General features: G+C 46.6%; 17 protein-coding genes and 1 tRNA gene. 3 read left to right on the forward strand and 15 right to left on the reverse strand.

Annotated elements, in window-relative coordinates; translation table 11 throughout:
- Positions 1-166: 166 nt before the first annotated feature.
- The gene (locus tag ABFV83_RS10540) at positions 167-1483 is read right to left on the reverse strand and encodes a D-alanyl-D-alanine carboxypeptidase family protein (RefSeq protein WP_349948807.1); all 1317 of its coding nucleotides are present in this window, start codon (positions 1481-1483) and stop codon (positions 167-169) included.
- A 192-nt stretch (positions 1484-1675) separates the two neighbouring features.
- Here ABFV83_RS10540 and ABFV83_RS10545 point away from each other — a divergent pair, with 192 nt between their 5' ends.
- The gene (locus ABFV83_RS10545) at positions 1676-2920 is read left to right on the forward strand and encodes a DNA polymerase IV (RefSeq protein WP_349948808.1); all 1245 of its coding nucleotides are present in this window, start codon (positions 1676-1678) and stop codon (positions 2918-2920) included.
- 43 nt (positions 2921-2963) lie between these two features.
- Here ABFV83_RS10545 and ABFV83_RS10550 read toward each other — a convergent pair whose 3' ends face one another.
- Together ABFV83_RS10550 and ABFV83_RS10555 are read right to left on the reverse strand one after the other, a co-directional pair.
- A complete protein-coding gene (locus tag ABFV83_RS10550; protein WP_349948809.1) occupies positions 2964-3842 on the reverse strand; it encodes a YitT family protein in 879 nt (292 codons plus the stop codon).
- Between the two features lie 38 nt (positions 3843-3880).
- Positions 3881-4153 (reverse strand): U-box domain-containing protein 56, encoded by a 273-nt coding sequence (locus tag ABFV83_RS10555; RefSeq protein ID WP_349948810.1) that lies wholly within the window; start codon positions 4151-4153, stop codon positions 3881-3883.
- A gap of 87 nt (positions 4154-4240) precedes the next feature.
- Between ABFV83_RS10555 and ABFV83_RS10560 the strand changes: the two genes are divergently transcribed.
- Positions 4241-5164 (forward strand): RluA family pseudouridine synthase, encoded by a 924-nt coding sequence (locus ABFV83_RS10560; RefSeq protein ID WP_349948811.1) that lies wholly within the window; start codon positions 4241-4243, stop codon positions 5162-5164.
- Here ABFV83_RS10560 and ABFV83_RS10565 read toward each other — a convergent pair.
- Positions 5127-6527 (reverse strand): RsmF rRNA methyltransferase first C-terminal domain-containing protein, encoded by a 1401-nt coding sequence (locus ABFV83_RS10565; RefSeq protein WP_349948812.1) that lies wholly within the window; start codon positions 6525-6527, stop codon positions 5127-5129. The two genes, ABFV83_RS10560 and ABFV83_RS10565, sit on opposite strands and share 38 nt — an antisense overlap.
- 103 nt (positions 6528-6630) lie before the next feature.
- On the opposite strand from ABFV83_RS10565, the gene ABFV83_RS10570 reads away from it, so the two are divergent.
- Complete coding sequence (locus ABFV83_RS10570) at positions 6631-7203, forward strand: hypothetical protein (protein ID WP_349948813.1); 573 nt, start codon at positions 6631-6633, stop codon at positions 7201-7203.
- 105 nt (positions 7204-7308) lie between these two features.
- Here the strand turns inward: ABFV83_RS10570 and ABFV83_RS10575 are convergent, their stop codons facing one another.
- From ABFV83_RS10575 to ABFV83_RS10625, 11 genes are all read right to left on the reverse strand, one after another.
- Complete coding sequence (locus tag ABFV83_RS10575) at positions 7309-7656, reverse strand: DUF6465 family protein (RefSeq protein ID WP_349948814.1); 348 nt, start codon at positions 7654-7656, stop codon at positions 7309-7311.
- A 253-nt stretch (positions 7657-7909) separates the two neighbouring features.
- Entirely contained in the window at positions 7910-8524 is a 615-nt protein-coding gene (gene yedF, locus ABFV83_RS10580; protein ID WP_349948815.1) for a sulfurtransferase-like selenium metabolism protein YedF, read from the reverse strand.
- A gap of 1 nt (position 8525) precedes the next feature.
- On the reverse strand, positions 8526-8894 hold the full coding sequence (locus ABFV83_RS10585; RefSeq protein ID WP_349948816.1) for a helix-turn-helix transcriptional regulator: 369 nt from the start codon (positions 8892-8894) through the stop codon (positions 8526-8528).
- Positions 8895-9090: 196 nt separating this feature from the next.
- Positions 9091-9429 (reverse strand): DUF1292 domain-containing protein, encoded by a 339-nt coding sequence (locus ABFV83_RS10590; protein WP_349948817.1) that lies wholly within the window; start codon positions 9427-9429, stop codon positions 9091-9093.
- A gap of 99 nt (positions 9430-9528) precedes the next feature.
- Positions 9529-10053: a cob(I)yrinic acid a,c-diamide adenosyltransferase gene (locus ABFV83_RS10595; RefSeq protein ID WP_349948818.1), complete on the reverse strand. Its 525-nt coding sequence runs from the start codon at positions 10051-10053 to the stop codon at positions 9529-9531.
- A 27-nt stretch (positions 10054-10080) separates the two neighbouring features.
- Positions 10081-11925 carry an ATP-dependent helicase gene (locus ABFV83_RS10600; RefSeq protein ID WP_349948819.1) on the reverse strand — a complete coding sequence of 615 codons (1845 nt, stop codon included), beginning with the start codon at positions 11923-11925 and terminating at the stop codon, positions 10081-10083.
- A gap of 97 nt (positions 11926-12022) precedes the next feature.
- A complete protein-coding gene (gene gltX / locus ABFV83_RS10605; protein WP_349948820.1) occupies positions 12023-13483 on the reverse strand; it encodes a glutamate--tRNA ligase in 1461 nt (486 codons plus the stop codon).
- 128 nt (positions 13484-13611) lie between these two features.
- Positions 13612-14961 (reverse strand): magnesium transporter, encoded by a 1350-nt coding sequence (gene mgtE, locus ABFV83_RS10610; protein WP_349948821.1) that lies wholly within the window; start codon positions 14959-14961, stop codon positions 13612-13614.
- Positions 14962-15311: 350 nt separating this feature from the next.
- The gene (locus ABFV83_RS10615; RefSeq protein ID WP_349948822.1) at positions 15312-17864 is read right to left on the reverse strand and encodes a transglycosylase domain-containing protein; all 2553 of its coding nucleotides are present in this window, start codon (positions 17862-17864) and stop codon (positions 15312-15314) included.
- Between the two features lie 165 nt (positions 17865-18029).
- Positions 18030-18102 (reverse strand) — tRNA-Thr (locus ABFV83_RS10620).
- A 203-nt stretch (positions 18103-18305) separates the two neighbouring features.
- A complete protein-coding gene (locus ABFV83_RS10625) occupies positions 18306-19250 on the reverse strand; it encodes an L-lactate dehydrogenase (protein ID WP_349948823.1) in 945 nt (314 codons plus the stop codon).
- Between the last annotated feature and the right edge of the window lie 42 nt (positions 19251-19292).

Genomic DNA, 19292 nt, shown 5'->3' on the forward strand with positions numbered 1-19292 from the left:
AAGCATGGCTGATTGTTATATATGGTGCGTTCTGATATAGATTTCCCCCGCCTGGCAGATACCGCTGTTGCCATCGGATTAAGCTCCTTACTCTGTAATGCAGCATTGCCATCAGAAATAACTGGGCTTTCATACTTAAAAGCCCAGTTCCGTCAGTTTTCTTTGATCAGACAGGAATGATTCCCACAAGTCCCGGCATGGAGAGATATTTGCTAAAGATATTTTTTAAGCACCAGATTGTTGTCAGACGGTCTGCACCTTCGTTCAGACAAACCGGATATTCCTTAATAACCTCTCCGTTTAAGCGGTAAATGACAGTTCCCACCGTCTGCCCCTTACGCACCGGAGCATTTAATTCCTTTGGAATATCTGTCTGTACCGTGACTTCCTCCTCGTCTGACAGAAGAAGGGTTAAGGTCTTCTCTTCCTCCCCGCCTATGCCGCAGGATATCATGACCGGTTCATCCAGGTGGCCTGAGGAAGGAATCCCCTCCTTTACCGGAATATCAGGAAAACTGATGTCCTTATACACGTTCCTGAAATGAAAGCGTTCCATCCCGTATTGGAACAGCTTTCTTGCATCCGACCATTTATAGGCCTTATGGGGAGGCCAGCCGCACCCTAAAAGGGCGATGGTATAGGTCCTTCCGCCATCCTGTACCGCTCCCACATAGGAATATCCGGCTCCTCCGGTGAAACCTGTTTTTCCTGAAAACGCCCCGTCCATCATAGCCAGAAGGGTATTGTGGTTATTGCAGGAAAAGGAACGTTTCCCTTCCAGATCAGCAAAGGAATAGCTTCTCGTTGCCGTAATCTTCAGGAACTCATCCTTCTTTGACGACTGGCCGATGCAGTAATTCATGATCCTGGCTAAATCCGCTGCCGTTGTGGAATGTATCTTCACCTGTCCATCCTTTTCTTCTTTGGCATCCAGTCCATTGGGTGTGATAAAATATGTATCTTCGCAGCCTAAATCCCTGGCTTTTTCATTCATGAGCCTGGCAAACCCCTCCTGGCTCCCTCCAACGTGCTCTGCGATCATCATGGCGGCATCATTATGGGATTCCAGCATCAGGCTGTAAAGCAGATCCTTAAGCAGGAACTTCTCTCCCTTATAGACCCCTAGATGGACCTTAGGCTGGGAAGCCGCATTCTGGCTGGCAGTTACTGTGTCAGACAGATTTCCATACTCCAAGGCAAGGATGCAGGTCATGATTTTTGTGGTGCTGGCCATGGGACGGGCCAGATTCTCATTTTTTGCGTATAAAATGCGGCCGGTAGAGGCATCCATCAAAACGGCTGACTGGGCATAAAGATTTAGCTCATCTTTTGTCTGAACCGGCGCGTTTTTTTCTCCTTTCTCCTCTGTTACTGTTGTGTTCTCATTAACGGCCTCTTTTTCTGAAAGCTTAACCGCAGCAGTACCTGTCCCTATGAGAAAGACAATCACTGCTGCCAGCAGTATTCCTCTGGCATGCCTCATGAAAGAGCCTCCGACGTGGATTTATTTTATCCTATTCCGCAGTTTTTTTAATTATTCCCTTTACTTCCCGAACATATTTTCGGTATAATAAGAGAGAAGGAAGTTTGAATCTCTAAGTGCCCCTAAGGGTAAAAGTCAAACTGCCAAAAGACCTGCCTTTATTAAGTAAATTATATCAAAGGAGAGACGGATATGGTACCAGAACCCTTAGTTTTTCACATAGACGTAAATTCCGCATATTTAAGCTGGGAATCTGTCAGCCGGCTGGAAGCTGACCCAGAAGCCCTGGATTTACGGACCATTCCATCAGCAGTAGGCGGTGACGCCTCTTTAAGACATGGAATTGTTCTGGCTAAATCCACGCCCGCAAAAGCATTTGGGATCACAACCGGGGAACCCATCAGCCAGGCCCTGCGCAAGTGCCCTGCCCTGACCGTTGTTCCGGCCCGGTTTGACGTGTACCTTGAAAAATCCCGGGAATTGATGGAGCTTTTGTCCGATTACACCCCTGACATTGAAAAATTCAGCATTGACGAGGCCTTTCTCGACATGACCTCCACCATCCACCTTTTTGGCTCTCCGATTGAGGTGGCAAACCAGATACGGGAAAGGATCCGGCAGAATCTGGGGTTTACGGTGAATATCGGTATCGCTCCCAACAAGCTCTTAGCCAAGATGGCCTCGGATTTTAAAAAGCCTGATCTCTGCCACACTCTGTTTTCCCATGAGATACCTTCCAAAATGTGGCCTCTCCCCATTCGGGAACTGTTTTTTGTGGGCCATTCCGCCCAGAAAAAGCTGGAAGGCATCGGCATACACACCATAGGGGAGCTTGCAGCCTGCAATGTAAACCACTTAAAGCCCCTTCTGGGGGGAAAGTATGCCCTGCTGATACATGATTATGCCTTGGGCATTGATACCTCTCCCGTGGCAGAACGGGAGCCTTTAAACAAGGGCTACGGTAACAGCACCACCCTTTCCCATGATATAGACGACTTTGACATGGCCTGCCAGGTCCTCCTGTCTTTAAGCGAAACCGTGGGCGCCCGCCTTCGTGCAGATCATGTTATGAGCGACTGCGTCTGTGTGGAGACCAAGGACTGGAATTTTCAAACCAAGTCCCATCAGATGACCTTAAACAATCCTACGGATTCCACCACAGTAATTTATGAAAATGCCTGCAAGCTGCTTAAGGAGCTTTGGGACCGCACTCCCCTGCGCTTAATCGGCGTGCGTACCACCAAGATTTCAGAGGAAGGCTTTTGCCAGCTTAATCTTTTTGAGTCTGAGCAGTCCCGCAAGATGAAGGAAATGGAAAAGGCGGTGGATCATATCCGCAGCAAATTCGGGACCGACAGCGTCAAAAGAGCCAGCTTTTTAAAAAAGGATGCCATTGTGGATCACACTTCCGGCCATGGAAAATCCGGCATAAAATAAGGGTGTATCTGAAAACTGTCATGTTTTCAGATACACCCTCAGCCTAAAACTGCCCTCCAATGGCTTTAAACCCTTCACCATAAACCTCATTGGAATCCGTGATAATAAGAAACGCTTCCTTGTCTGTTTCGTGGACAGCGTGGCGGATTGGCACCACCTGGCTGTTGTTGCAGGCGCACATGACCACCTTCTTTTCATCCAGGGAATAGGAGCCCTGTCCGTGAAGGAAGGTACTGCCCCGCCCGGTGTTTTCCTCGATTCTCTGAGCCACCTCTTCTGCATGAGAGGTGACCACAAAAACCAGCTTTCCGGCTCCCAGGCCAATCATGATCTTATCGATTACCATGGTGGTCACAATGGTAGAGAGCATGCCAAGGATAACTGCATCCAGATTACGGAACACGAAACCTCCGGCAATGATTACTATGGCATCCACCACAAGGGATATTTGTCCAATAGTCAGGTGAGGAAAAAGCTTCCGGATCGCCATGACCAGAAAGTCCGTGCCTCCTGTGGAACAGTTTCTTAAATAGACGATGGTCAGCCCCAGACCTGAAAAAATTCCGGTGCAGGCAGCAGCATACAGGGGATTTCCCTGGTAAACCGGCAGATAAGGGACTACATAGTCCAGCACAAGGGCAAAGATGACCATACTCTTCATGGAACGGAGCAAAAAACGCCTTCCCAAAAGCTTGTAACTGACTAACACGATGGGAATGTTAAGGACCATGCTGGTAATGCCCATGGGCAGACCGAATAAATGGCGCAGGATCAATGCGATACCGGATACTCCTACAGGAGCGAATTCCGCGCTTACCGCAAAATTATAGATTCCAATATTGAATAAAAATGCTCCCGCCAGATCGCTCAAAAGATCGATCCCCAGCTCCTTTGGCGAATATTTCTGTTTGATTGTTATCATGAGTATGCTGCCTCCATTTCTTTCGCCCTGCTTTCACCTTATAGGAAATAATCATTGATTTCAAATTCTTTTTTACCGATCCGCACCTGTTTAATGAGAACGTTTGCTTCCCCCTCTTCTTCGGAGCAGACTCCTGTCACCTGAATCTGTACCTTACCATAGGATTCCGTCAAAATCAGTTCTTTATCCATAATTCCCCTGTCTGCGATTGCTTCTGCCAAATCTAGCAGAACCTCGTCCACATCTTCCATTATGTTGTTTCTTTCAAATTCAATTTCCAATTCCTCATAAATATCTTGGTCAAACATCATTAACCCCCCTTTTTTCATTTTCTACCAGCTAATTATAACCCATAGATTCTCCTTGTCAATCACTACCCGCCATGATAGAATCGGTTTATGAAAATGACTATGACTTATACCATAAAACAACCCTTTGAAGGGGTGACCGTGAAACAATATCTCTTAAACCTGGGATATTCCCAGAGCCTGATCCGGCAGCTCCGGAATACTAAAAACGGAATAACGGTGGAAGGAGAGCCTGTCTATACGACCCACGTCCTGAAGACGGGAGAGTTTTTATCTGTCTTCATCTGTGAGGATGAAAGTTCTAAGAATATTGTCCCCACTCCCATGCCAATTCAAATCCAGTACGAGGATGAACATATCCTGGTCATTAACAAGGCAGCCGGCGTCCCCATCCATCCGTCCCAGGGTAACTTTGATCATACCCTTGCCAACGGGATGGCATATTACTTTAAAGAAAAGAACGAAGCCTTTATCTACCGGGCCATTAACCGTCTGGACCGGGATACCACCGGACTTTTAGTGCTGGCAAAAAACCCTTTAAGCGCCTGCATTCTTTCGGACATGGTGAAAAAAAGAGAGCTTCACCGCCGTTATCTTGCGGTTGTCCAGGGAAAGCTTCCCTTAAGCGGAACCATTGATGCTCCCATTGCCCGGGTAGACGGCTCTACCATTGAACGGTGTGTGGACCGGATAAATGGAGAAGAGGCACGCACTCATTATAAACGGCTTTACTATGATCCTGTGACAGGACATTCCCTTGCAGGCCTGACTCTGGAAACCGGCCGTACCCATCAGATCCGGGTCCATTTAAAATCCATGGGCCATCCCCTGCCGGGAGATTTTCTTTATCATCCGGACTACCGTTACATCACCCGCCAGGCCCTTCATTCCTTCCGGCTGGATTTCCTCCACCCAATCAAAAAGGAGCCCCTTTCTTTTGAGGCGCCCCTTCCCGAGGACATGCAGTTCATTGGAATCACATCCACCGAAGGCCTTTGGGATAATGATTTTTAAGAATTCCCCCGGCAAGCTTGGCAAATCCAATGGAATATCCGCCGGTATTGACAAGCACCCAGCCTTTATGATTGTCGCCGGAAAGATATGCCTCCCCGGTCAGGGTTTCTCCCTTTAAATACTTTATAACTTCCCCTCCGTCAGCCGGCAGGTCGATGAAACGGCTCACCTCTTCCTTTTTAAGGAAAAGAGCAAAGCCATGGGATGGCTCAAACCGGTTCTTTTTCACAGTTCCCAGGTGAAGTCCCGGACGGAGAATTTTGATGCCCTTAAAATCAATCATTTCCGGCGGGATCAGATACAGCTGGTCCCCAAAGAGAATATATTCCTTTCGAAGAAGCAGAGGAGCAGGATTTACCAGAAAATCCTTTAAAAACGTTTCTAATTCTTTTAATACGGATTTGTCCCTGGTGTACTCCGGAGTGGTCTGCTTTTTTTCAGAAATCCCATCTCCGCTCTTTTTTAATACCGCCAGGTAATGGCCTTCCCCTTCTGATCTGTCAGGCCAGATGCGAAAGGTCTTTTCTAAGTCTGCCATGCTGGATTTACTCCATGACCGGCGGCCCGGATAAAGTCCAGGACGTTTTCCTGCATCCGCAATGGAAAAATCGGGGTGAGAGAAAAGGAAACCTTCAATGACCTGTTCATTTTCCTCCGGGGAAAAGGTACAGGTGGAGTAAACCATGGTTCCACCGGGCTTTAGCATTGCCGCGGCATTGGATAGAAGCTCTTCCTGGCGAGCTGCACAGGCTCTTACGTGCCCGGGTGACCATTCCAGCCTTGCCGTCTCATCCTTACGGAACATTCCTTCTCCGGAACAGGGGGCATCCACCACGATCCGGTCAAAAAAGCCGGGGAAGCGAAGGGACAGGCTCCCTGAATCCTCGTTGGATACAACCGCATTCCCAATCCCCATACGTTCTACGTTTTGGGAGAGGATCTTTGCCCTGGCCGGATGGATCTCATTGCTTAGAAGAAAGCCTTTGCCCTGCATCCGTCCTGCAATATGGGTTGTTTTCCCTCCAGGCGCAGCACACAGGTCAAGAATCTTCTCTCCCGGCCTGGGGTCCAGCAGTTCCACAACAGCCATGGCGCTTGGCTCCTGGATATAATAAAGGCCTGCCTCATGGTATGGATGCTTTCCAGGCCGTTCTCCTGCCTGGTAGTAATACCCTTCCGCTGCCCATGGAATCTTTTTTAGCTGAAACGGGCAGATCTCATCAAATTTCTCCAGGGAAATTTTTAAAGGATTTACCCTTAAGCCCTGAACCCGTTCCTTATCATAGCTTTCTATAAAAGAATCATACTCTGCTCCTAAAAGCCCTTTCATCTTTTCTCTGAACTCATCCGGTAATTGAATCATTATTTTTCCTCTGAATTTAAATTTTATAAAAATTACATATATCTGTCATTATTTTTCGAAGTAAGAGCCAAAATAGGAAGAGACCAATGACTGGAGGTGTCTTATGTCTTTAATAACCATTACCGCTTACTTCATTATACCCATATATACCATTTTGTTTGCCTGGGGAACCGACTGGTTCACAATGAATTTTTCCGTATTAGGGAATCTGTCTTCCAGAAAAAACCTGTTTCTTTTATGGGGTATTATTGTAGGAACGTATTTTTATTACGTTTTAAAACGGATCATAGGCGGACTTCCCCGGAACAGAAAAGAAACCGTGATCAGCACCACTGCCCTATTGCTTCTGGCTCTGGCAGTCATCACGCCTTATCTGCCGGACTCTCAGCCTATTCATGCGGTCCTCCATGTTATTTTATCCTTTTTGGCATCAATTTCTCTTCTTATCTGCCTTTATATGATCATCTGGAAGCTTTATTGCATGAATCAGGCGGTTTACCGGCCCTATCTGCATGGCTTACTGGTGATAACGGTTTTGTCTGCCTTTCTCTTTTTCCTGACAGGAATCGTGAGCACGGTGCTGGAAATATTTTTCACCCTGTCCTGTACCATACTGCTTGAAAGGCTTTACCGCAGAATCCAGGTTCCAAAGATCACGTGGAGGTCATTGGGCTAAAAAAAGGAAAGTACCCGGAAGAAAAAAACTTCTTACGGGCACTGACCTTTTGCCGGGCAAAAGCCCCGGATATAAAAACATACCGGGGCAGTGTCAGCATAAATACTACAATATAATCTTATACTGGTCGGAGCCTTCTCCGTCCACAGCATAATAAGCAGTATCTTCTTCCGGTTTTATGTATATCTCAAGGGTTTTCACTGCAGCGTCTTCATGCTTTGATAAATAATCCTTTTTAACTGCTTCAAGCACTTCTCCTGCGGCAATTTGTTTTCCTGAATATTCCAGAAAGAAGGATACCTCCGGATCTTTTTTCTTTGCAGCTGTTCTCTTTGGCGCACTGCTTTTTTTCACAGGCGCCTTCCTGACATCATCAGCCGCCGCTGCTTTTTCAACTGCCATTTCCTCTGGGGCTTTCGCTGTTTTTTTTCCTGCACTTTTATTGTTTTCCATAATTCTCCTCCTCAAACAAATAAAACGGTGACAACCATTGCAACTCAGCCATATCATTCATAATTTGGCGGATAGAACGTTTCTATAAAAGACATATGCGTTTGCCGTCAAATTATTCAAATGTTTTAACATGGCTTACCTGTAACTACAAATCAAGCCTGCCAGTGATGTTTAAAATTAGCTGAGTGAATTATAGAACGAAACCCCTGTTTTGTCAATAAAAACCATCCTCTTCCCATAAAACCGGGTATTTTTAAGGTCTGATCACCAGGCGGGCGCCAGCCATTTTTTCCACAATTTCATACATATTGGTTACGGAACCAACCTGCAGCTTGTCTGTTAATTCATAATGATTCAGGCAGGTTCCGCAGGTGAGGATTTCCACTCCCTGGGCCTCTAAGCTCTTTAAGTCCTCCAGGGACTGAGAGCCTTCCACAGATAACCTGGCTCCCCCATTATAAAGAAGAACCGTCTCAGGAAGCTCTTCCTGCTTGGTAAGGGCATAAACAAATCCCTTCATCAGAATGCGTCCAAGTTCTTCATTGCCTCCTCCCATCTGATCCGATGAAAGCACTGCTACAAGGCCTTTTTTTCTGGCATCCGGGAAGCATTCTTCCTCTTTGGCCGTTTCTTCCAGATTGCCGGGTTTCCTGTTTACGTGGAACAGGATTTCATATTCCCCTTCGGCTTTTTTCTCAGAAACAGGAGCAAATCCCTCATAACTCCCCAGTTTCATTACATTCTGAACTGCAATTTCATTGTCCACAAGGACCTTTAATGTACCCTCACCCATATCCTTTAATGCCTCTTTTGCTTTAATAACCGGCTGTGGACATGTCAGGCCTCTGGCATCAACAATTTTTTCCATGTTACCGTTCTCCTTTTCTTCTATTTTCTCTTTCCAGTTCTTCCATTACAATGATCATGGAACGCAAAAGCCGCCTGTTATTCTTAGACAGCATCGCTGCCTTCTGTACCATCTCAATGACTTCATAATCATTCTGCCGGGATTGCCCGTCTTCTGCCTCTTGTTCCAGCAAAGAAAAGAAATCCGACATTTTAAGACCAAACGCATTGCAGATCCTGCCGAGTTTTGGCAGGCTGATATTGGCTCTCCTTCCAAACAAGCTGGACAATGTGGACTGAGCAATCCCGCTTTCCTTTGATAACCTGTACATAGACCACTCTTTGCTTCTGTTGATTTCCTCGATTTTCTTAAGTACCGCCTCGTTGTCCATACAGATATTCCTCACTTCCCATAGATACAATTATAGTAGTATATAGTACGCAGGTTTTATAGATTGCAATACTTGCTGTATATACTTCTATTATCAGTAGTATCCTATGTTTTGTAAGGCTTTATAAGCACATGTTCATATAAACCTTAAAACCGGGACCAGTCCTTTTTAGGACCTGCCCCGGCTTTTCCTCTGTCTACTCTTCGTCTTCGTCTTCGCCTACCAGTTCATCATATTCCGCATCATCCAGTAATTCGTCAAAGGCATCCGCAACGATCTCATATTCCTCGTCATCTTCAATATTTTCAAGATTCGGCTGCCCGTCCTCCTTCTCAGAATAACGGTACAGATAAACTTCTCCCTCTTCCGCCTCAGGGCCGTTCATCGGAAGCAGTGCAATATAATCTCTTTCGCCTGCTGTGAAAATGGTAAGTACTACGCACTCCAGCTCTGATCCATCATCCAGGGTCAGTGTAACTGTCATTTCCTCCTGCGGTTCCATATCATCCCGCTCTAAATTAGGATCCTGTGCCATTCCGATACCTCTCTTTTTTCTTAATCTAGTTGTATGGCGCTTTCTTACGCCTATTTCCACTCTATCAAACAATCCGGCAAAAATCAAGGGATTTTATCTTTAATATTCAATTCCCTTTCTTGCTGAAATTCCCCTGTCGTATGGATGCTTTACTTTTCTGATTTCCGACACATAATCCGCCATTTCTACAAGTTTTTCAGAGGGCTCCCTTCCTGTAAAAACCACCTCAAGCCCCTCAGGACGGGCAGAAAGAAACTCCAAAACCCTTTTTTCCTCCACCAGGCCAAAATTGCATACAGCCATGATCTCATCTAAAACAAGCAGGTCAAAATTCTCCGTTACCGCCTTGTTTAAGGTCCTTTCCAGCAATTGAGAATAATAAACGCCCGCCTCTTTTTTCTGCTCAGGGGACATTCTGGAAAAAAAGCCAAAGCTTTGCTCACAGGGCGTGACCGTGATTCCTGAGAGCCCGCTTAATGTCTTTACTTCACCGGAATGATCAGTTTTTAAAAACCTGGTAATAAGCACCCGCTTCCCGCTGCCGCAGGCCCGCACAGACAGTCCTATGGCTGCCGTTGTCTTTCCCTTTCCATCCCCGCAGTATATGTGTACACAGGACTTCATCTCTCTTTCTCCTCTCCCTATTCCTGATCATTCCCGTTCCAGGTATTCCCGGACAAAACGGGAAACCTCCTGCTTTTTGCTGTATCTCTCCCGCACATAATTGACGTGAAGCCGCTCTTTTGACCTTGTCATTGCCACGTAAAACATCCGCCGCTCTTCCTCCAAATCTGCGGGAAGCACTGCCTTATGGTGAGGTGTCACGCCTTCATTGGCGTCCAGAATATAGACGATCCTGTATTCCAGTCCCTTGGAGCTGTGCATGGTCATAAGAGAGACTCCATTTAAATTTCCTCCCCCTGACTGGGCCTGGGCTTTTAATTCTTCTCCATATTCTTTCATATGACGGAACCATTCCACTGCAGTGGGATAACCGGCTGCGCTCTCCTGAAGCTGGTCCAAAACCTCCAAAAGCTCCTCCGGCTTCATTCTCCGGTACTGGGCGTATTCCCGGATGTAATCGTCATAGCCCACCGCTTTCCTGATATAGTTTACAGCGGCCACAGGCGCCATATTCCTTATCATCTTTAAATCATATTCCAGCTGCTCGACCCGCTCCACCATCCAGCCCCTGTCCTGATAAAAGGATTTTATGGATTCCCAGTTCACCGGATTGTTTTCCACCGCGTCCCGGCTTATGTAGCGGTTGGGACGGTTGATGATCTGAAGCACATTGGCCCTGGATAAATCACCGGCCGCTGCATGGATATAAGAAACAATGTTTTTTGCAATCCAATGATCGTACAGGTTGGGCACTGAATCCTTCATGGAGAAGGGGATATTATATTCCATAAACTTTTCGATCAACAGCCTTGGCCCCAGGTTTGTCCGGTAAAGGACCGCCATCTCCTGCCAGTCAAACCCGGCCTTTGCATAAGCCATGATTTCCTGGACGATTTCCTGGGTTTCCTCCTGGGGATCCTGCCAGACTCTTGTAACAACCGGCTTTCCATGCCCCTTTTTCGTGATGATCCTTTTCAGAAAACGCATCTCATTGTGGGCGATCAGCTTTCCGGCAGCCTCCACAATTTCTTTGGTGCTTCTAAAATTAATATTTAAAAGAACTTTTTTAGCTTCTTTATAATCCTTTTCAAAGCCCAGCATGATTTCCGGCTTTGCTCCCCGGAAACGATAGATGGACTGGTCATCATCCCCTACGATAAACAGATTATTTTCCGGCGCTGCCAGCATCCGGACAATTTCATACTGCACCCGGTTAATATCCTGAAACTCATCCACCAGAATATACTGATATTTTTTCTGCCATGCATTCAGGATGTCCTTTCTCTGGACAAATAATTCATAGCACATCACCATCATGTCATCAAAGTCAATGAGATTGGCCCTGCGAAGCCGGTCCTCATACGCGAGATAAAGCTGTTTGAATATTTCTTCAGAGCAGTTTTTGGAATAATAATGATCCAGGTCAATCATCTCTCCTTTTACAGAGCTGATTTCCGATAAGACGGAGGTTACGAATTCCGCCTCATCCTCCACCTCTACCTGATTCTTATCCATGGCTTCCTTTATGTACTGGATCTTCTGCTCCTCCCTCACAATGCTGCGGGCATCGTAACGGTAGGCAAACTTAAGTATCCGGAAAAATATGGCATGAAAAGTTCCAAAGCTGACCCCAGACGGCCTGCCGCCCACAAGGCTTTCAAAACGTTCCTTCATTTCCCTGGCAGCTGCTTTTGTAAATGTGATGACCAGGATATTTGACGGATCCACACCATATGTCCCAATCAAATGACATATCCTGTGGGTGATGGTAAAGGTCTTCCCGGAACCTGGCCCGGCAAGGACCAGCATGGGACCTTTGTGGTGAAGGACCGCCTCCTTCTGGGCTCCTTCATATATGACCTGTTCCTTCATGATCTCCTCCATTTGAAAATCTGCCTTAAGCCGCAGATCCCATCAAAAAAAGCAGAGGTCCGGTCACAGCCGGAGCCTCTGCTTCTGCAATTATAATTTACAACGCTCCATTGCTTAAAAGTTCGATTCCCTTTCTGATTCTCATAAGGGTCTCTTCTTTTCCAAGGACCTCCATAATCTCGGTAGCGCCTGCGGGAGTCATCTGCTTTCCTGAAACCGCGGTGCGGATGGGCCACATAACAAAACCGGTTTTACACTCCTTTTCGGAAACATACTTTGAAAGCGTTTCATACAGCGCATCATTGCTGTAATCCTCCTGAGCTTCCAGGATTGGAAGCACATCCTTTAACAGGGCAAGGGAGGTTTCGCTGCCTGTCTTCATTTTCTTATTGGTGTACATGGCAGTATCGTATTCCGGCAAAGTCTCAAAAAAGTCAATGTGTTCTGCAATGTCCGGAAAAACTTCGATTCTTGTTTTTACCATGGCAGCGATCTTTCTTAAGTCCAGATCCTTCTTAATAACATCCTTCAGATAAGGCTCTGCCAATTGGTAGAACCGGTCAAAGTCCATGGATTTCATATATTCGCTGTTCATCCAACGCAGTTTGGCCATGTCGAAAACTGCCGGGGATTTGCTCATATTGTGGAAGTCAAATTCCTTTATTAAATCCTCTAGGGAGAAAATCTCCTGGTTGCCCACCGGGGACCAGCCTAAAAGCGCAACATAATTTACAACAGCCTCTGATATGAAGCCCTGCATGATCAGATCTTCATAAGAGGAATGGCCGCTTCTCTTACTAAGCTTTTTGTGCTCCTCATTGGTAATCAGAGGACAGTGCACATATACCGGAACTTCCCAGCCAAATGCGGCATAAAGACGGTTATATTTGGGGGAAGAGGACAGATATTCGTTTCCTCTCACTACATGGGTAATTCCCATGAGATGATCATCTACCACGTTTGCAAAATTATAAGTGGGGAATCCGTCGGATTTGATCAGGACCATATCATCAAGTTCTGAGTTGTCCACGGAAATATCGCCGTATATCTCATCATGGAAAGCGGTTGTTCCTTCTGTAGGATTGTTCTGGCGGATAACATACGTCATACCTGCTGCCAGATTTGCTTCTACCTCTTCTTTGGAAAGATGGAGGCAGTGCTTGTCATAAGTCATGATCTCCTGGCCTTCCACAGTCTTTTTAAGGGAATCCAGCCTTTCCTGGGTACAGAAGCAGTAATAAGCTTCCCCTTTTTCTACAAGCTTTTTCGCGTATTCCAGGTAAATACCGGAGGCCTGGCGCTCACTCTGTACATAAGGGCCTACGCCGCCATCCTTGTCCGGGCCTTCGTCATGGTTTAACCCTGTCTCTTTTAAGGTTCTATAAATAATCTCGACAGCACCTTCCACATAACGCTCCTGATCCGTATCTTCAATGCGGAGAAGGAAATCGCCGCCCTCATGCTTTGCAATCAGATAAGCATACAATGCAGTTCTTAAATTCCCTACGTGCATACGGCCCGTAGGACTTGGTGCGTATCTTGTTCTTATTTTACTCATTGTGAACACACTCCTATATCTTCTTTCTCGTAATGGGCCGGTTAAAGGAATCCACGCCAGAGCCACGTAGTTCATTATATAACGAACCACTGGAAAAAACAATGATTTAGCGGAATTTTCCAAAGCAATTATAATTCCAGAAGCCTGCAGGCCAGCTGGAAATATATGATCAGGCTGACCGCATCCACGATTGTGGTAATTAAAGGGGCCGCCATGATTGCCGGATCCATGTGGAACACCTTGGCAGCAATGGGGAGAACTCCTCCAATGGTTTTTGCCACAATAACTGTGACCAAAAGGCTGAGCATCACCGTCAGGCAAAGCATCTCCTGCCCGGGATAAAGGATGATCAGACGGACATAATTCACAAGCCCCAGAATCAGTCCCACAAGGATAGCTACCTTTAATTCTTTAAAGAGCACACGGAAAACATCTCTTGTTCCGATCTCTCCCACAGCCATTCCTCTGATGATCATGGTGCTGCTCTGGCTTCCTGCGTTGCCGCCTGTATCCGTAAGCATGGGGATAAAGGTCACAAGCAAAGGAATCACTGCAAAGGCCGATTCATATCTGGCCAGAATCCCGCCGGTCACCATGCTGCTGATCATCAGTACAAGAAGCCACATGATCCTGTTTTTTGCCAGCTGGAATACACTGGTTTTCAGATACGGCTTTTCACTGGGGATCATGGCAGCCATTTTTTCGAAATCCTCTGTGGCCTCCTGTTCCATCACATCCACTACGTCATCAACCGTGACGATCCCCACCAGGCGTTCTTCGTGATCCACAACCGGAAGGCTTAAAAGGCCGTATTTCCGAAAGCTGTCCGCCACTTCTTCCTGGTCCTCAGTTGTGACCGCCTTTATCACATGGGTATCCATGATGTCGCCGATGGCCATCTCGTAGGGATTCATTAATAAGTCCTTGACCGTGACCACACCCTCCAGCCTTCTTGTGGCGTCCATCACGTAACAGGTGTAAATGGTTTCCTTATCCACTCCATGCTTTCTGATATAGTCAAAGGCCTGAGCCACTGTCATGGTCTTCTTAAGCCCCACATACTCAGCCGTCATAATGCTTCCGGCACTGTTTTCCGGATAGTTTAAAAACTGGTTGATCAGCTTTCTGGTATCAGGGGTCGCATTCCGCAGGACCCTTTTTACCACGCTGGCAGGCAGTTCTTCCAACATATCCACCGCATCATCCACAAACAGATCTTCTACTATTGTTCCCAGTTCGTGATCAGTCATGCTGTTTATAATATGCTCCTGCTTCTCCACATCCAGACATGCGAACACATCGCTGGCCATTTCCTTGGGAAGCATCCGGAACACCACCACTGTTTTTTCTGAATCCAATGCCTCAATGAAAGCTGCGATATCCACTTCATTGAATTCCATCAGCACAGCCTTAAGCTTTCGGAACTGACGGCTGTCAGCAAACTCCATCAGCTCTTCCATATTGTAACTCTCCTGCATTCCACTCTTCCTCCACATGAACTTATTTTTCTGTCGCGGCTATATGGAAGCAAAACAAATACTGCATTGCAGGCAGTTTCCTGCAACGCAAAATAGCCATAATTACAGAACCAGCCTGTAATTCATGGCTATCATAAACGCAGAGAACCGTACTCTTTTAACGGCAGCGAGACCAGAGCAGACCCGAAGTACAGGATTCTGCTCTCACTGCCATACGCCTATGATAATTGTCTGCTTCCATCTTCTGACTTCGACCTTCCACTCTGATTCACTTCCTTTCCTGAATGATATTCTTAATTAAGGATAACAGCTGCCATCATAAAAAGCAACCCCTAACCCTTATTTCTCTGTTAATACATACCTGGCCCTACCGCTTCCACACCGGAATCAGGGCCTCCCGGACCAAAGAAAGGACCATCTTCATCCTCAAAATCTGTGTCTCCCGGGAAAATAGGCGGAGCCGTCTCCTTTGGTTTCGTGACCCCCGGGCCGATCTCCTGGGGTTTTCCTGAAGAATCGTCCTGCTTTGGCAGGGATGATGCGTGATTTGCAGCCTCATCTAACTGCGTCTTTAATCCATCATAATATTCGGTGCCGGAAAGCTGGTCTAAAAGGCTGTAAGCGGAACTTATCTTTTCCTCTGTGAAACTGTCCCGGTGTCCCAGGGCAGATAGTTCCCCGATCAGGGACTGGAGAGAAGAAACCGTCTGCTCCACCGCCTGCCTGGCTTGCTGGGAAGCCTCTAAGTTTTTCTGGGCCTGGGCCTCCTGCTTCTTACGTTCTTCCTCTGCCTTCCATTTCCCTCCATTGGCTCTTGCTGCTGACTCTAATACAGAAGAAAACAAATCCTTTCTTCCTGTTTCACCATCGGTCTTTTCCCCTGCGGAAGTCACATTACAAAAGGAAACCGTTGCAGGCATATCCCAGTCCAGAACCGGAAGTCCTTCGTTTATTCCGGCCATGAAGTCATGCCAGATCTTTCCTGAATAGGTTTTTCCATAAACTCCGGGCATGGCCTTAGGCGTGTCATATCCTACCCAGACAGCCGTGGTATAATGCTTTGTATATCCGCAGAACCAGGTGTCCTTATTGCTGTTGGTGGTTCCTGTCTTTCCGGCAGCCGGAACGGAAAGCCCCAGACCATAGCCGGTTCCGTAAGGTTTATCCAGGGTACCCTTTAATATATCGGTGATCATGTAAGCAGTATCTTCCGTAAATACCCTCTCATCCGCCTGGTTTCCATTGTATACCTCACCGTCATACTGGCTTACCATGCTGACGATACAGGTCTTATTGCTGTACATCCCTTTGTTTGCCAGAACCGAATATCCCTTTGCCATATCCACCACTCTGGCACCTTCCGTAAAGCCTCCGATGCTCATGCTGCTGTTTCCGTTATCCATATAGCTGATGCCTGCAAAATGCATCTTGCCCAGATAGGCAATGCCTTTGTCAACGCCGATGTCTCCCAACACCTGCCAGGCCACTGTATTAAGGCTTCGGTTTAATGCCTCCCTTACAGAAACATTGCCATAATATTTTCCGCTGCTGTTTTTGGGCCCTTTATCAAACAAATGGTCATTCATCAGCCTGGAGGGATAATAATATCCGGTTTCAAAGGCAGGAGCATAGTCAATCAGCGGTTTTATGGTAGACCCTGGCTGACGCCTGCTTAAGAATCCCCGGTTGTACTCATCATCCGTACCGCGCCCCCCCACAATGGCTACCACGTATCCTGTCTGGTTGTCAACACATACTGCAGCGCCCTGTAAGGCGAATTTTCCATTTTCCTGCAGATCCTTAAAGCCCTTCAGCCGGTTGTCAATGTTTTCCTGCAAGGAGTTCTGGATCGGTGTTTCCAGGCTGGTATGTATTTCAAAGCCTCCGTTTCGGATCATATCGCTCTTTGCCTGATAAAGCTCCTGATACTGTTCTTTATAAGAATCATAAGCAGCCTGATTGCCAAACACATACTGGAAAATAAAGCCTTCGTTCTTCATGAGTTCCAGGGCAGCGCAGTGTATGGCATAGCTTGTCAGATAGTTCTCTTTTGTCCCCGGCTCATAAATCTTAGCAACTGTCAGGGGCTGAGCCTTGGCATTCTCTTTTTCCTCTTCCGTAATATACTTACAGAGAGCCATATTGTCGATGATCTGGTTCCTCTTCCACTTTGAGGTTTCCGGATGGGCCACCGGATCATATCTTGACGGATTATTGCTGATGCCCGCCAGGGTAGCTGCTTCCCAGACAGTTAAATCCTTTGCTTCCTTATCAAAATAATAGCGGCTGGCCTCAGATACACCATAGCACCGGTTGGCAAAGAAATTGGTGTTGCAGTAAAATTCCAGGATATCGGATTTGGAATATTTATCTTCCATGCGGGGGGCTGCAAAAAATTCGGTCAGCTTTCTCTGGATGGTCCTCTCCTGGGTCAGATAGGTATTCTTAATGACCTGCTGGGTGATGGTGCTTCCTCCCTGGGTGGCTACCCCTTTGTTTTTTAAGTATACGATACCTGCACGCAATAGCCCCCTGTAGTCGATGCCATGATGCTTATAAAACCTTCTGTCCTCCTGGGCAACATAGGCATTCTGAAGGTTCTCGCTGATTCCCGAAATCGGGACGTATTCATAGTGACCGGAATTAATGGTTCCGATCAAAGTTCCGGCAGAGTCATAAATTCTCGTATCCGTAGGCTGGGAAAAATCTGTCTTGACCGTCTTGCTCATGATGGCATCTGCCTTTTCTTTGCAGGCTATAATCTCTTTCTGATACTTTAAGAATACAACGCCGCCGGCCAGACACCCCAAAACCATCATTCCCAGAAATACGAAAAGAATGACTTTAATGGGCCGAAAAAATATGGACCATGGAGTTTTGTGTTTCTTTTTATGTTTCGCCATATCAATGTGACTCCTTTTCATCATTTTTGTGTACAATTGAATCAAGGGATATGACTGCATATCCGGTTGATTCACAAGCTGGAGGGCGAAAGATATCTATCTTTCAATCTCAGCATATGACAAAAACGGGAAGCCTCTTTATTAAGACTTCCCGTTTGTTTTCAGAGCTGATGACGGGACTCGGACCCGTGACCTCCTCACTACCAATGAGGTGCGCTACCACCTGTGCCACATCAGCATCTTTTCTGGTTCATCGCTGAACCTCGTATATCATAGCATGGGAAAATCTGTTTGTCAACGCTTTTTTTACTTTTTTACTTAAATACATAAAATAGCAAAAACTTCAGATTTTTACCAAAAAAACCATTCTTTAATCAGGGTCCATGAACCCGGAAGAGAACAGAAAACCGGTCCCGTTTCCTGCTCTCTTTCATGGTTTTTTTATAAAATACCTTCAAAGCTTTCCCTTAGGGTATCACATGAATTATGAAACTGTTTCATCTCTTCTTCCGTCAATGACAGGGAAATGATCCTCTGAATTCCGTTTTTATTGATAATACAGGGAACTCCCGCGTACACCTCCGACTGCCCGTATTCTCCCCGCAGCATAGCAGATACTGTAAAAACGCTGTTTTCATCTCCAAGGATGGCCCTGGTGATTCTGGTGAGTGCCATGCCGATCCCATAGTAGGTGGCCTGCTTGGCCTCAATGATCTGGTAAGCCGCTCCCCGAACCTCGTCTTCGATCCGTTTCAGTTCTTCCCTGCATGCCATGCCCTCCTCTTCGCAAAGGGACAGAATAGGCTTTGTGGCGATCATTGCCTGGCTCCAGGGCACAAACTCACTGTCCCCGTGTTCACCCATGACATAGGCATGGACATTTCTTGGATCCACCCGCAGGGATTCTCCTAACAGATACCGGAGCCTTGCCGTATCCAGAGCAGTGCCGCTTCCAAGCACCCGCTTGGGATTAAAGCCTGACAAAGAATAGGTGATTCTTGTCATAATATCCACAGGATTGGTAGCAACCAGGAAAATTCCGTTAAAGCCTGATTCCGTTACCGGCTCCACAATGGACTGGAATACGGACGCATTGCGCTTTAGCAGATCAAGCCTTGTTTCCCCGGGCTTCTGGGCTACTCCCGCACAGATCGCAACAATATCCGCATCCGAGCAATCCTTATATTCTCCTGCATAAATCTTCATATGGGCTGTGGAAAAAGCAAGTCCGTGGTTTAAATCCATTGCCTCGCCTTCTGCTCTTTTCCGGTTGATGTCAATCAAAACCAATTCATCACAAACGCCCTGGTTTAAAAGGGAATAGGCATAGCTCATTCCAACCATGCCTGTTCCCACTAATGCAATCTTTCTTTTATCTGTTCTCATAATCCAGCCACTCTCCTCTCATTATTATGGATAGTGTATCAG

The sequence above is a fragment of the Lacrimispora sp. BS-2 genome, from assembly GCF_040207125.1.
In the GTDB taxonomy this organism is placed as follows: Bacteria; Bacillota; Clostridia; order Lachnospirales; family Lachnospiraceae; genus Lacrimispora.

Bases quoted from the DNA above. Each gene is read 5' to 3' on its own strand.
- ABFV83_RS10540 (WP_349948807.1), bottom strand. From the start codon at position 1,483: ATGAGGCATGCCAGAGGAATACTGCTGGCAGCAGTGATTGTCTTTCTC.
- ABFV83_RS10545 (WP_349948808.1), top strand. From the start codon at position 1,676: ATGGTACCAGAACCCTTAGTTTTTCACATAGACGTAAATTCCGCATAT.
- ABFV83_RS10550 (WP_349948809.1), bottom strand. From the start codon at position 3,842: ATGATAACAATCAAACAGAAATATTCGCCAAAGGAGCTGGGGATCGAT.
- ABFV83_RS10555 (WP_349948810.1), bottom strand. From the start codon at position 4,153: ATGATGTTTGACCAAGATATTTATGAGGAATTGGAAATTGAATTTGAA.
- ABFV83_RS10560 (WP_349948811.1), top strand. From the start codon at position 4,241: ATGAAAATGACTATGACTTATACCATAAAACAACCCTTTGAAGGGGTG.
- ABFV83_RS10565 (WP_349948812.1), bottom strand. From the start codon at position 6,527: ATGATTCAATTACCGGATGAGTTCAGAGAAAAGATGAAAGGGCTTTTA.
- ABFV83_RS10570 (WP_349948813.1), top strand. From the start codon at position 6,631: ATGTCTTTAATAACCATTACCGCTTACTTCATTATACCCATATATACC.
- ABFV83_RS10575 (WP_349948814.1), bottom strand. From the start codon at position 7,656: ATGGAAAACAATAAAAGTGCAGGAAAAAAAACAGCGAAAGCCCCAGAG.
- yedF (WP_349948815.1), bottom strand. From the start codon at position 8,524: ATGGAAAAAATTGTTGATGCCAGAGGCCTGACATGTCCACAGCCGGTT.
- ABFV83_RS10585 (WP_349948816.1), bottom strand. From the start codon at position 8,894: ATGGACAACGAGGCGGTACTTAAGAAAATCGAGGAAATCAACAGAAGC.
- ABFV83_RS10590 (WP_349948817.1), bottom strand. From the start codon at position 9,429: ATGGCACAGGATCCTAATTTAGAGCGGGATGATATGGAACCGCAGGAG.
- ABFV83_RS10595 (WP_349948818.1), bottom strand. From the start codon at position 10,053: ATGAAGTCCTGTGTACACATATACTGCGGGGATGGAAAGGGAAAGACA.
- ABFV83_RS10600 (WP_349948819.1), bottom strand. From the start codon at position 11,925: ATGAAGGAACAGGTCATATATGAAGGAGCCCAGAAGGAGGCGGTCCTT.
- gltX (WP_349948820.1), bottom strand. From the start codon at position 13,483: ATGAGTAAAATAAGAACAAGATACGCACCAAGTCCTACGGGCCGTATG.
- mgtE (WP_349948821.1), bottom strand. From the start codon at position 14,961: ATGCAGGAGAGTTACAATATGGAAGAGCTGATGGAGTTTGCTGACAGC.
- ABFV83_RS10615 (WP_349948822.1), bottom strand. From the start codon at position 17,864: ATGGCGAAACATAAAAAGAAACACAAAACTCCATGGTCCATATTTTTT.
- ABFV83_RS10625 (WP_349948823.1), bottom strand. From the start codon at position 19,250: ATGAGAACAGATAAAAGAAAGATTGCATTAGTGGGAACAGGCATGGTT.